This window comes from Millisia brevis NBRC 105863 (assembly GCF_001552615.1).
GTDB lineage: Bacteria > Actinomycetota > Actinomycetes > Mycobacteriales > Mycobacteriaceae > Millisia > Millisia brevis.
The window spans coordinates 13750-26032 of record NZ_BCRN01000003.1; the positions used below are offsets into that span (position 1 = coordinate 13750).

At 69.5% G+C, this 12283-nt stretch carries 14 protein-coding genes; 3 read left to right on the plus strand and 11 right to left on the minus strand.

Going from position 1 to position 12283, the window contains the following annotated elements:
* Window position 1: 1 nt before the first annotated feature.
* From MB1_RS04930 to MB1_RS25965, 4 genes are all read right to left on the minus strand, one after another.
* Window positions 2-406 (minus strand): YbjN domain-containing protein, encoded by a 405-nt coding sequence (locus MB1_RS04930; protein ID WP_066904371.1) that lies wholly within the window; start codon window positions 404-406, stop codon window positions 2-4.
* A complete protein-coding gene (locus tag MB1_RS04935) occupies window positions 403-1242 on the minus strand; it encodes an isoprenyl transferase (RefSeq protein WP_084350918.1) in 840 nt (279 codons plus the stop codon). Before MB1_RS04935 ends, MB1_RS04930 begins: the two co-directional genes overlap by 4 nt.
* The gene (recO, locus tag MB1_RS24890; protein ID WP_169801600.1) at window positions 1190-2005 is read right to left on the minus strand and encodes a DNA repair protein RecO; all 816 of its coding nucleotides are present in this window, start codon (window positions 2003-2005) and stop codon (window positions 1190-1192) included. The genes MB1_RS04935 and recO overlap by 53 nt, the downstream gene beginning before the upstream one ends.
* Window positions 2006-2115: 110 nt before the next feature.
* Window positions 2116-2805, minus strand: a complete 690-nt coding sequence (locus MB1_RS25965) for a hypothetical protein (protein WP_066904377.1) — start codon at window positions 2803-2805, stop codon at window positions 2116-2118.
* Window positions 2806-3007: 202 nt separating this feature from the next.
* Here MB1_RS25965 and trhA point away from each other — a divergent pair, with 202 nt between their 5' ends.
* The gene (trhA, locus tag MB1_RS04950) at window positions 3008-3676 is read left to right on the plus strand and encodes a PAQR family membrane homeostasis protein TrhA (RefSeq protein ID WP_066904934.1); all 669 of its coding nucleotides are present in this window, start codon (window positions 3008-3010) and stop codon (window positions 3674-3676) included.
* A gap of 221 nt (window positions 3677-3897) precedes the next feature.
* On the opposite strand, the gene era is transcribed toward trhA, so the two are convergent.
* From era to MB1_RS04970, 4 genes are read right to left on the minus strand one after another with little or no spacing between them, the layout of a single operon-like run.
* Window positions 3898-4821: a GTPase Era gene (gene era, locus MB1_RS04955; RefSeq protein WP_066904380.1), complete on the minus strand. Its 924-nt coding sequence runs from the start codon at window positions 4819-4821 to the stop codon at window positions 3898-3900.
* Entirely contained in the window at window positions 4811-6115 is a 1305-nt protein-coding gene (locus MB1_RS04960) for a hemolysin family protein (protein WP_066904383.1), read from the minus strand. The genes era and MB1_RS04960 overlap by 11 nt, the downstream gene beginning before the upstream one ends.
* Window positions 6112-6672: an rRNA maturation RNase YbeY gene (ybeY, locus tag MB1_RS04965; RefSeq protein WP_066904386.1), complete on the minus strand. Its 561-nt coding sequence runs from the start codon at window positions 6670-6672 to the stop codon at window positions 6112-6114. The genes MB1_RS04960 and ybeY overlap by 4 nt, the downstream gene beginning before the upstream one ends.
* Window positions 6669-7655 carry a PhoH family protein gene (locus MB1_RS04970; protein WP_066904936.1) on the minus strand — a complete coding sequence of 329 codons (987 nt, stop codon included), beginning with the start codon at window positions 7653-7655 and terminating at the stop codon, window positions 6669-6671. The genes ybeY and MB1_RS04970 overlap by 4 nt, the downstream gene beginning before the upstream one ends.
* Before the next feature lie 267 nt (window positions 7656-7922).
* Here MB1_RS04970 and MB1_RS04975 point away from each other — a divergent pair, with 267 nt between their 5' ends.
* Window positions 7923-8201 carry an Lrp/AsnC family transcriptional regulator gene (locus tag MB1_RS04975; protein WP_066904389.1) on the plus strand — a complete coding sequence of 93 codons (279 nt, stop codon included), beginning with the start codon at window positions 7923-7925 and terminating at the stop codon, window positions 8199-8201.
* A gap of 16 nt (window positions 8202-8217) precedes the next feature.
* On the opposite strand, the gene MB1_RS04980 is transcribed toward MB1_RS04975, so the two are convergent.
* From MB1_RS04980 to hrcA, 3 genes are all read right to left on the minus strand, one after another.
* The gene (locus MB1_RS04980; protein ID WP_066904392.1) at window positions 8218-8994 is read right to left on the minus strand and encodes a 16S rRNA (uracil(1498)-N(3))-methyltransferase; all 777 of its coding nucleotides are present in this window, start codon (window positions 8992-8994) and stop codon (window positions 8218-8220) included.
* 9 nt (window positions 8995-9003) lie between these two features.
* Window positions 9004-10149, minus strand: coding sequence for a molecular chaperone DnaJ (gene dnaJ / locus MB1_RS04985; protein WP_066904394.1), 1146 nt, complete (start codon window positions 10147-10149; stop codon window positions 9004-9006).
* 162 nt (window positions 10150-10311) lie between these two features.
* Complete coding sequence (hrcA, locus tag MB1_RS04990; RefSeq protein WP_066904397.1) at window positions 10312-11352, minus strand: heat-inducible transcriptional repressor HrcA; 1041 nt, start codon at window positions 11350-11352, stop codon at window positions 10312-10314.
* Window positions 11353-11657: 305 nt separating this feature from the next.
* On the opposite strand from hrcA, the gene MB1_RS04995 reads away from it, so the two are divergent.
* Window positions 11658-12272 carry a dihydrofolate reductase family protein gene (locus MB1_RS04995; protein ID WP_066904399.1) on the plus strand — a complete coding sequence of 205 codons (615 nt, stop codon included), beginning with the start codon at window positions 11658-11660 and terminating at the stop codon, window positions 12270-12272.
* Window positions 12273-12283: the final 11 nt, after the last annotated feature.

Sequence of the window (12283 nt, forward strand, 5' to 3'; positions counted from 1 at the left end):
ATCAGGGAATCAGCCCGACCCGCGACCTCTCGACCTCGGTGAGCGCCAGCACCAGCATCGTGGTCAACGCGTCGTCGCCCAGTCCCGTGGCCGGAAACGTATAGCGCAGCACGACATCGAGCGTGCGCCCCTCACCGATCGCGGACACCGAACCGAACTGGCAGGCCGCGTTGCGCTCGGCGACCCGCCGATGCAGCGTCGCGGAGGTATTGCGATCCCAGGCCAGCACCGCGGTGAGCGTCAGCACGTCGAGCCCCTCGGCCAGGGTGGTCGCCCGCACCGAACACAGGGACCCGGCATAGGAGAAGCCGAACGAGCCATCGTCGTTGAGCGTCGTCGGCACGTACAGTTCGATCCCCTGCGCCGCCCGCCGCTGCAACTCCTCGGCCGCCGTATCGTCGCTCATCGCACTCCCCCGAATCGTCGATCGCGCTTGGCGTACTCGAGGCACGCGTCCCACAGATCCCGGCGATCGAAGTCGGGAAACAGCTTGTCCTGGAACACCATCTCCGCGTAAGCGGACTGCCAGATCAGAAAGTTCGACGTGCGCAGCTCACCGGAGGGGCGCAGGAACAGATCGACGTCCGGCATATCCGGCTCGTCGAGATACTTGGCGATCGTCGCCTCGCTGATCCGGTCCGGGTCGAGTTCGCCGCGTGCGGCACGCTGGGCGATCTGCTTTGCGGCGTCGGCGATCTCGGCACGGCCACCGTAGTTGACGCACATGGTCAGCGTCATCACGGTGTTATCCCGGGTCAACTCCTCGGCGATCTCGAGCTCGCGAATCACGCTGCGCCACAGGCGCGGTCGGCGACCGGCCCACCGCACCCGGACGCCCATCTCGTGCATCTCGTCGCGGCGGCGCCGGATGACGTCGCGGTTGAAGCCCATCAGGAAGCGCACCTCGTCGGGGCTGCGCCGCCAGTTCTCGGTGGAGAAGGCGTACGCCGAGAGCCACTTCACGCCGATCTCGATCGCGCCGCAGACCGAGTCCATCAGCACCGCTTCGCCACGCTCGTGTCCGGCGGTTCGCGGCAGTCCGCGTTCCTGCGCCCACCGACCGTTGCCGTCCATCACCAGGGCGACGTGGTTGGGAACGAACTGTGCGGGGATCGCGGGCGGGGTGGCCCCGGACGGGTGCGGGTCCGGCGGACGGACCGTGCGGCCGGTCGCGTCCACCGACGCGGCCCTACGCGGATCGGGCGCCACTGCCCGGCTCTCTCGGTGACTCACCTGCGACATCCTGCCCGATTCCGGAAGACGGCCCGCGATCGGTCGACCGGTCGATCAGCGGCAGCGTCTTGAGGCGGCGCTCCAGATGCCACTGGACGTAGGCGGAGATCAAGCCGGATGTCTCCGATCGAACGGCGGACACCGACGCGAGCGCGCCGTCCCAATCCCCGCGGTGCAGCGCCTCCATCAGGTCGAGCACGCCGATCTTCGGGGTGGCCGCGCCCGAGGGGCGGCAGTGGGTGCAGACCGAACCGCCGGCGGCGATGTGGAAGGCGCGGTGCGGACCGGGCGCGGCGCAGCGGGCGCATTCGCCGATCGACGGGGCCCACCCCGCGAAACCCATCGCCCGCAGCAGATAGGCGTCGAGGATCAGTTCGTTCGGCCGGGCCTGCTCGGCGATCGCGCGCAGCGCACCGACGGTCAGTCCGTGCAGTCGCACCGCCGGCGCCCGCTCCTCACCCGCGAGGCGCTCCGCGGTCTCGGCGATCGCGCAGGCGGTGGTGTACGCGCCGTAGTCGGCGACGATCGCGCCGGAGAGGGACTCGAGCGACTGGACCTGCATGATGATGTCGAGGCTGCGACCGGGGTGCAGTTGAACGTCGACGTGGGAGAACAGTTCGAGCTTGCCGCCGAACTTCGACCGGGTGCGCCGCACCCCCTTGGCGACCGCCCGTACCAGGCCGCCGTTGCGGGTGAGCAGGGTGACGATCAGATCGGCCTCGCCCAGCTTGTGGCGACGCAGCACCACTGCGGTATCCCGGTACGGCCTCACCGATCCAGTGTCCCACCCCGGCCCGACGCGACCGCATCGGCACGCTCGGCCCGCCTCCGGAACTCGACAGGTCACCAGGCCACTCCTGTCCTCGGTCGGCACGCCGAGCGTCACCAGGTCACGCCTTCGGCCTCGGCTTCGGCGAGGGCCGCATTCATCGTGATCCGGAAGCTGACACGGATACGGTCGACATCGACCTGCACCTGCGCGTCGCGGATGCGCGGTGCCGTGCACTCGACAAGGCCGGTGCCCCGCAGGACCGGACAGTCGTAGCCGGTCAGCGGCACCGCGTCCGAGGCGACGGACAGCCCGAGCGCCCGCTGGGTATCGCGCGCCAGCAGCGTCAGCGCGGTGTCGGCCGGGTACTCCTCGGGCGGTGTCGATGCCGGATGAGGTACCCATTCGGCGACGGCGAGCCCGGTCGAGTCGACCACCCACCCTCCGTCGACGGTGCTGTTCGTCAGGGTGGTGGTGCCGCCGCCGTGATAGCGAATTCCGGGCGGGCGATCGCGTTCCACCTCGACGCTCATGCTGTAGTGCGCGAACCCGTAGGCTCCGCCGGCGTCCCGACCGCGGCAGGTCCAGGTGCTGTTGACCTCGGGCGTCTCGCAGTGGACGACCAGTCCCGGCCGACCTTCGTCGCCCGCGAGCAGACGGGTGGCGTCCTCCTGCGCCTCGGCAACGGTCGGCGCCTGCGGTCTTCCGGCGATCGCGACCATCGCGATGATCGCCGCCGGGACGAGGAAGACCGCGAGGAAGGCGACGAGTCGCCACCGCCGCGCTCGACCGGTAGTGGCCATCTCCGCCTCCCCGCTGCGTCCCGACCTCGCATACGGTAGCCGGCGGCTGGTCCACGGATCGCGCGCCCGAAAGCGTGCACAAACCCGACGCCACAGCGACGCCGAGGAGATAATCTCCGCGGCGAGCCTGTGGGGTGCGGTTTGTGGACGCCGCCCGATCGAGCGCACCGCCGGCGGCCGGCGACTGCGTAGCGTGGAGGCGGTGAGCCTGCCGCTGCATGAACCGATCGCCGCGCGCCCCCGGCTGCGCGGGGTGATCCACCAGTACTCGGCGGTTGTCGCGGTGATCGCGGGCATCGCGCTGGTGGTGGGGGCCGCGATCCTGCGGGGTCCGATGGCCGCGGTCGCCTGCGCGGTCTACGCGATCGCCATCTTCGGGCTCTTCGCCGTCAGCGCGAGCTACCACCGCATCACCTGGCGATCGGCACAGACCCGCAAGCGCATGAAGCGCGCCGATCACTCGATGATCTTCGCCTTCATCGCCGGAACCTATACGCCGTTCTGCGCGCTGGCCCTGCCGTCACCCCAACGCTGGTGGGTGCTCGGCGTGGTGTGGGCCGGCGCGATCGCCGGGATCGTCATGAAGATGGCCTGGCCGGACGCGCCGCGGTGGCTCGGGGTGGCGCTGTACATCGCGCTCGGCTGGGTGATCGTGGTGGTGGCGCCCACCCTGGTCGCATCGGCGGGGCTGCCGGTGCTGCTCCTGCTCGCGGCGGGCGGGGTGCTCTACAGCGTCGGCGGGATCTGTTACGCGCTGCGCCGTCCCGATCCGTGGCCGTCCACCTTCGGCTATCACGAGGTCTTCCACGCGGCGACGGCCGTGGCCGCGCTGCTGCACTACATCGCCGCCTGGTTGGTGGTCACCGCCTGAACCGACACTCCCCGCGGCACCCGGACCGACCGGACCGAGCGCCGCGGGACGAGAGTCATTCGTCGAGGCGAGTCATTCGTCGAGACGATGCTCTTCCTCGCGCTCGAGGCGATCGCGCTGCTCCTGGCGATCCTTTTCCTTCTCCTCGATCTCCTGCTCGCGGGTGTTCTTGTTCGACATCGTGCGACTCCTCCCGATCGGAACCGATAACCCCATCGATACTAGAAGCCCAAGCGCCCCAATTGCTTCGGATCGCGCTGCCAATCCTTGGCCACCTTGACGCGCAGGTCGAGGTAGATGCGGGTGCCCAGCAGGCGCTCGATCTGGGCGCGGGCGTTGGTGCCGACCTCCTTGAGGCGGGCCCCCTTGCGGCCGATCACGATCGCCTTCTGGCTGTCCCGTTCGACGTAGAGGATCGCGTGGACGTCGAGGAAGTCGTCGCGGCCCTCGCGCTCCTCGACCTCCTCGATCACCACCGCCAGCGAATGGGGCAGTTCGTCGCGGACCCCTTCGAGCGCGGCCTCGCGGATCAGCTCGGCCATCAGGGTTTCCTCGGGCTCGTCCGTCAACTCCCCATCGGGGTAGAAGGCGGGCCCCTCGGGCAGCAACGAGACCAGCACCTTGGTGACGACCTCGAGCTGCTCACCGGAGGTCGCCGATACCGGCACCACCTCGCTGTCGGGCCCGAGGAAGGACGAGACCGCCAACAACTGTTGGGCGACCGCGTCGCGGCCGACCTTGTCGATCTTGGTGACCAGGCCGACGATCGGGGTGCGGCCGGCGTTCTGGCGCACCTGCTCGAGGATCCACCGGTCGCCGGGGCCGATCTTCTCGTCGGCCGGGAAGCACATGCCGATCACGTCGACCTCGGCGTAGGTATCGCGGACCAGCTCGTTGAGCCGCTGCCCGAGCAGGGTGCGCGGGCGGTGCAGACCGGGGGTGTCGACCAGGACGATCTGGTAGTCGTCGCCGTGCAGGATGCCGCGGATCGTATGCCGGGTGGTCTGCGGTCGCGACGAGGTGATCGCGATCTTCTCGCCGACCAGCGCATTGGTCAGCGTCGACTTGCCGGTATTGGGCCGCCCGACGAAGCAGACGAAACCGGAGCGGAATTCCTCGTTCCCCGAACGACCGTCACTTGCCACTGGGTACCCGCTCCTCGTCGTTTTCCGCGTCGTCGTCGACCGGTTCCTCGCGTGCCGCCCGCACCGTCGTCACCCGGATGCGGCCGCGAGGATCCCGGCCGCCCTCCGCGGTCAGCCGCAGTCCGTGCGCGTGCACGACCGCCCCCGGCAACGGGATCCGGCCGAGTTCACTGGCGAGCAGGCCGGAGACGGTGTCGACGTCCTCCTCCTCGATCTCGAGGTCGAACAGTTCACCGAGTTCGTCGAGCGGCAGCCGCGCGGAGACCCGGTAGATGCCGTCGTCGAGTTCCCGGATCGGCGCGACCTCCGCCTGGTCGTATTCGTCGGCGATCTCCCCGACGATCTCCTCGAGGACATCCTCGATGGTGACCAGGCCGGCGGTGCCGCCGTATTCGTCGACCAGGATCGCCATGTGGTTGCGGTCGCGCTGCATCTCGTCGAGCAGCTCGTCGAGCGCCTTGGAGTCCGGTACGAAGACCGCCTCGCGCATCACGGAGCCGACCGGGCCGGCGACACCTTCGCGGGAGGCGTGGTCGACCAGGTCGCGCAGGTAGACCACACCGAGCACGTCGTCGACGTTCTCGCCGATCACCGGGATGCGGGAATGCCCGCTGCGCACCGCCAGCGAGGTCGCCTGGGCGACGTTCTTGTCCGACTCGATCCACACCATCTCGGTGCGCGGCACCATCACCTCGCGCGCCTGGGTATCGCCGAGTTCGAAGACCGACTGGATCATGCGGCGTTCCTCGTCGTCGACGACACCGCGTTCACCGGCCAGGTCGACGACCTCGCGCAGTTCGATCTCCGAGGCGAAGGGGCCGTTGCGGAAGCCGCGGCCGGGGGTGATCGCGTTGCCGACCAGGATCAGCAGCTGCCCGACGGGCGCCAACAGCACGCCGACCACCCGCAGGATCGGCGCGGAGGCCAGCGCCAGCGAGTAGGCGTGCTGGCGGCCGAGGGTGCGCGGTCCGACGCCGATGACGACGTAGTCGACGATCACCATGATCACCGCCGCGATCAGCAGCGGCTGCGGGACCGGTAGATCCTTCAGGCCCGCCACCAGCAGGACGGTCGCCGAGACGGCGCACAGGATGCGCAGCAGCACCGCGAGGTTGACGTACTTGGCCCGCTCCGAGAGCACCCGCAGCAGGCTTTGGGCGCCCGGCCGCTCCGATCGCGCCATGTCCTCGACGCGGGCGATCGATGCGGTGTTGAGGGCGGCGTCCAGGGCTGCGAAGAGCCCGCCGATCGGAACGAGAACGACCGCGACGGCGATCTGGGACCAGTCGTTCACCGACTGCGGCCGGCGTCGGGACCGGAATCGTCCAGGAACCCGATGCTGCCGAGGACCCGCTCGTCCCGGGCTGCGACCGCGGCGTCGCGGCGGTGCTGCCGATCGCGTTCGTACCAGCCCTCGAGCAGCCGGGCCTGCAGCGCGAACATCTCTTTTTCCTCGTCCGGCTCGGCGTGGTCGAAGCCGAGCAGGTGCAGGACCCCGTGCACGGTGAGCAGGGCGAGTTCGTGTTCGAGCGAATGCCCGGCCTTCTGCGCCTGCTCGGCGGCAAAGGGCGGGCACAGCACGATGTCACCCAGCATCTCCGGGCCCGGTTCCGCGGAATCCGGTCGACCGCCGGGCTCGAGCTCGTCCATCGGGAAGGACATCACATCGGTCGGGCCGGGCAGGTCCATCCACTGCTGGTGCAGGTCGGCCATCGTCGGCGAGTCGACCAGCACCATCGACAGCTCGGCCGCCGGGTGCACGTCCATCGCTCCGAGCGCGAACGTCGCGACCGAGACGAGGTCCTCGAGCGAGACCTCGACGCCCGACTCGTTGGCGATATCGATACTCACCGGCCGGCCTTTCGGCGCCGGTCGGCGCGGTTGCCCGCGGTATCGGCGTCGTGCCGCGCGTAGGCGTCGACGATCTCGGTGACCAGGCGGTGGCGCACCACGTCCGACGAATCGAGCATCGAGAAGTGGATGTCGTCGATCCCGGTCAGGATCTCCGACGCCGCCCGCAGACCCGAGTTGGTATGCCCGGGCAGGTCGACCTGCGTGATGTCACCGGTGACGACGACCTTGGAGCCGAAGCCGAGTCGGGTGAGGAACATCTTCATCTGCTCGGGCGTGGTGTTCTGCGCCTCGTCGAGGATGATGAACGCGTCGTTGAGGGTGCGACCGCGCATGTACGCCAGCGGGGCGACCTCGATCACGCCCGCCTGCATCAACTTCGGGATCGCCTCGGGATCCATCATGTCGTGCAGCGCGTCGTGCAGCGGCCGCAGGTAGGGGTCGATCTTGTCGTGCAGGGTGCCGGGCAGGAAGCCCAACCGCTCGCCCGCCTCGACGGCGGGACGGGTCAGGATGATGCGGCTGACCTTCTTGCCCTGCAGCGCCTGCACCGCCTTGGCCATCGCCAGATAGGTCTTGCCGGTGCCGGCGGGACCCATCCCGAAGACGATGGTGTGCGCGTCGATCGCGTCGACGTAGCGCTTCTGGTTGAGCGTCTTCGGCCGGATCGTCTTGCCGCGCCGGGACAGGATGTCGAGGCTGAGCACCTCGGCGGGCGACTGTCCGCTGTCCTGCGTCAGCATGCCGATCGATCGGCGGACGGCGTCCGGGGTGAGCTGCTGCCCACGCCGGACCAGCGTGATCAATTCGTCGAGGACGCGTTCGGCCAGGGCCACATCGGCCGAGGATCCGGTGAGGGTGACAACGTCACCGCGGACATGGATGTCCGCGGCGAGCGCGTCCTCGAGGACGCGCAGGTTGCCATCGGTGGAACCCAGGAGGGCGGGAACGGCCGCGGAGGGCAATTCCACCACGGACCGCACCGAGGATTCTCCGGTCGCGGCGGTGCCGGACGGGCCGGATGAGCTGCGGGCGGAGGAACTGGAGCGAAACTGACTGAGGTCCGTCACGTGGCGGTCGATGCCTGCTTTCCGTACGACTGTGGGGCGCGAAGTTCTGCGTATGCCGACCGTTTCCCGGTCGTGAGCATTCTAACGTGATCGCCCCGGTCGGCATTCCCATTAATCGCGCGCCCCGCCGCCCGGTCGGCGCCCGCCCGATGGCCGCACCGTCCCGGCTAGGCTGACCGGGTGCTGACCGCCATCGTTCTCATCTCCGCCGAGGTCGACCGGATCCCCGAGGTTGCCGAAGCCGTCACCGCGATCGACGGGGTCACCGAGGTCTACTCGGTGACCGGGGATACCGACCTGATCGCCATGATCCGGGTCCGCGAATACGACCAGTTCCACGAGGTCATCGCCGGGAAGGTCAACAAGGTCGACGGCGTCCTGGACACCTACACCCACATCGCCTTCCGCGCGTATTCGAAGCACGACCTCGAATCGGCGTTCAACCTCGGCCTGGACTGACCGCCGGTAGCGACGTTCAGTCGTTCGGCCCGGGCACCGGTAGCGCCGCCGGGGTCCACCGGTCGGTGAGCACCCCGATCGCGCCGAGGGCGACCGCCGCCGCCGTCGAGGTGCGCAGCACGGTCGGCCCGAGCACGGTCGCGACCGCTCCCGCAGCGGTGAACTGCTCGATCTCCTGATCGGACAATCCACCCTCCGGCCCGATGATCAGCACGATCTTCTCGCGCTCGCGCAGGTCCAGGCCGGCAAGCGGGGTTGCGCCGGATTCGTGCAGCGCCAGGGCCGCCCCACCGCCGGCGACCACCCGCCCGATCAGCGCGCTCACCTCGGCGGTGCTGTGCAGATCGGCGACCTGCGGGACGCGCAGACGCCGGGACTGCTTCGCCGCGGCCGTCGCCACCGCCTGCCAGCGAGCCACACCCTTGGCGGCCTTGCCGGTATCCCAGCGGGACACCGACCGACCCGCCTGCCAGGGCACGATCGCGTCGGCGCCCGCCTCGGTGGCCAGGTCGACCGCCAGTTCGGAGCGTTCCGACTTCGGCAGGCCCTGTACGACGGTCACCCGCGGCAGCCGCTGCTCTTCGACGAATCGGTCGAGGACCCGGAAGTCCAGACTGCCCTTGTCGACGGCGGTCACCTCCGCCGCGACGCCGCTCCCGTGCCCGTCGGCGACGATCAGCCGCTCGCCGATGCGCAGCCGGCGCACCGTGGCGGCATGCTTGCCCTCCGGCCCCGCCAACGTGCCGATCCCGCCGACCGGCGGTAACTCATCGGCGTAGAAGACCGAATCCACGACGTCGGATCAGCGGGTGAACGCGTCACGCAGGCGCGAGAACAAGCCGCTATTGCCGGAACCGGCGGTCACGACCTCGGAGACGTCCCGACCGTTGTGCTCCCGCAACTGCTCGAGCAGCTTGTGCGATGCGGAGTCCAGCCGGGAGGGCACGACAACATCGACGTGCGCCCGCAGGTCGCCACGCGCTCCCGATCGCAGCTTGGGCATGCCCTGGCCGCGCATCAGCAGTTCGGCGCCGGGCTGGGTACCGGGCTCGATCGTGATGTCCTTGGGTCCCTCGAGGATCGACTCCACCGACAGGGTGGTACCGAGCGCGGCGTCGTACATCGGCACGCGGACGGTGCAGTGCAGATCGTCGCCGTCGCGGACGAAGACCTCGTGCGGCTTCTCGACCACCTCGGCGTAGATATCGCCGGCGGGGCCACCGCCCGGGCCGACCTCACCCTGCGCGGCGAGCCGGATGCGCATACCGCTGCCGACACCGGCCGGGATCTTGATCGCGATATCGCGACGGGCGCGCACCCGACCGTCGCCACCACACTTGCGGCAGGGATCGGTGATCACCTCGCCGACACCACTGCAGGTGGGGCACGGCCGGGAGGTCATCACCTGGCCGAGGAAGGAACGCTGGACCGACTGGATCTCGCCGGCGCCGTTACAGGTGGAGCAGCGCTGCGGCTTGGAGTCGCCGTTGGTGCCCGCGCCGGTGCACACATCGCACAGCACCGCGGTATCGACCGTGACGTGCTTGGTGACGCCGGCGGCACACTCCTCGAGGGTCAGCGCGGTGCGCAGCAACGAGTCGGAACCCGGCTGCACCCGGCTGCGCGGTCCGCGCGAACCGGCGGCCGCTCCCCCACCGAAGAAGGCTTCGAAGACGTCGCCCAGACCGCCGAAGCCGGCACCGAAGCCGGCGTCCCGGCCGCCACCGGCGCCGGAGAGCGGATCGCCACCGAGATCGACGATGCGCCGTTTCTCCGGGTCGGACAGCACCTCGTAGGCGGCCGAGACCTCCTTGAAGCGCGCCTGCGCCTCGGGGTCCGGATTGACGTCCGGATGCAATTCCCGCGCCAGCTTTCGGTAGGCGCGCTTGATCTCCGGATCGGACGCCTTCCGGTCCACGCCGAGAATGCCGTAGTAGTCCCGTGCCACCTTCGTGTCTCTCGTTCTCATTCGTCGAAATCTGTGGCGTCGAGCTTCGTGATCGCCGCACGCCAATCGGTCCCGATACGCCACGACCGGGTGGAGTGCGCAACTCCGCCGCGCGATCCGCGGCGGTACGCCGGCGCCCGCCCAGGCACGCCGTGCCGGCGGCTACCGTGCCGCCAATACCTCGCCTATGTATCGCGCAACGGCGGCAACCGAGGCAATTGTTCCCGGATAGTCCATCCGAGTCGGGCCGAGCACGCCCATCGCCCCCAGTTTGTTCCCCGAAGAACCGTACCCGGTCGATATCACCGTCGCCGCGCGCATCTGCTCGACCTCGGTTTCCCCACCGATCTTGACCGTCACCTGCCCGGTCTCGACCGAGGCGAGCAGGCGCAACATCACCACCTGCTCCTCGAGCGCTTCGAGGACCGAGCGCAGCGAGCCGGGGAAGGCCGCATGGCCGGAGAAGTCGGCGGCGTTGTTGGTCAGATTCGCCGTGCCGCCGAGCAGCAGACGCTCCTCGGGATGCTCGACGAGCGTCTCGATCAGTACCGTCGCCGAGCGGATGACCGCCTCGCGGACATCGGTCGGCGCGGCGTCCGCCAATTCGGAGACCGCGACCGAGGCCTGGGCCAACGGCTTGCCGGTCAACGCGTTGCCGAGCAGTTCGCGCAGCCGGGCGACACCGTCGTCGTCGAGAATGTCGCCGAGTTCGACGATGCGCTGATCGACGCGGCCGGTATCGGTGATCAACACCAACAGCAGCTTGGCCGGGGTCAGCGAGACCACCTCGATATGCCGCACCCGCGAGGCCGACAGCGTCGGATACTGCACGATCGCGACCTGCCGGGTCAGCTGGGCGAGCAGGCGCACCCCGCGGCGCAGCACGTCATCGAGGTCGACGCCGGACTCGAGGAATTCGAGGATCACCCGACGTTCCGCGGACGACAGCGGCTTGATCTCGTCGATGCGGTCGACGAAGAGGCGATACCCCTTGTCGGTGGGAACACGTCCCGAACTGGTGTGCGGCTGGGCGATATAGCCCTCGGCCTCGAGGACCGCCATATCGTTGCGCACCGTCGCACTCGACACACCGAGGTTGTGCCGGTCGACGAGCGACTTCGACCCCACCGGTTCCTTGGTGGCCACAAAGTCGGCGACGATGGCTCGCAGAATCGCGAAACGCCGCTCATCCGTGGTCGACATCGCAGCTGCCCTCCTTCCGGTCGTCCCCCATTCGCACCCACTGCGGGGCTAACCGAATCGCCCCATTCTAGTCCGGTGGGCCCGCGGACCGCCGCAACCGAGCGCGGGAGGTGCCCCACGCCGGCCGGCGGTGGGGGCCGGCACCGGCCGAACGGCGGTGTGGCGGTTCGCCGACCGGCCGGCTGCGGCGTGGCCTAAAGTGCCGATCGTCACGCCTTGCCGATGAGGCGCCACGCACTACCGATGACGGCGTTTACGCCCTGCCGACGTAGGCGTCACGCCCGGCCGATGAAGGGAAGTACACGATGGCGAAGGTCATCTCGACCTTGTTCATCTCCGCCGACGGTGTCGCCGAGATCGATCCGGAGTGGCACTTTCCGTTCTACGACGACAACATGGGCCGCTGCGTCGACGAGGACTACTCCGCCGCCGACGTCCTGCTGCTCGGTCGGATCACCTACGACAGTTTCGCGGGCGCCTGGCCGGATCGCGAGGAGGCCGGCGGCGAGGACGCCCCGTTCGCGAAGCGGCTGGGCGAACTGCGCAAGATCGTCGCGACCCGCGCGGCCGATCCGGAGCTCGCCTGGCGCAACTGCGAGGCGACCGACGACCTGGTCGCCACGGTGACCGCCCTGCGCGCCGACCCGAACGGCCCCGACGTCCTGGTTCCCGGCTCGATCTCCGTCGTCCAGCAGTTGCTGGCCGCCGGGCTGATCGACGAACTGCGGCTGCTGGTCCACCCGGTCGCAGCGCGCACCGGCCGGCGCCTCTTCGACGAGGGCGATACCCCGTACTTCCTGTCGTTGACCGCCTCGGAGGTCTTCCCGACCGGCGTCGTCCGCCTGATCTACGCCCCGACCGCCCCGCCGGCTCCGGTCGGCTACGCGGACGTCACCGACAAGCTCCCCGACGGCGACTGAGGACCGGCCGC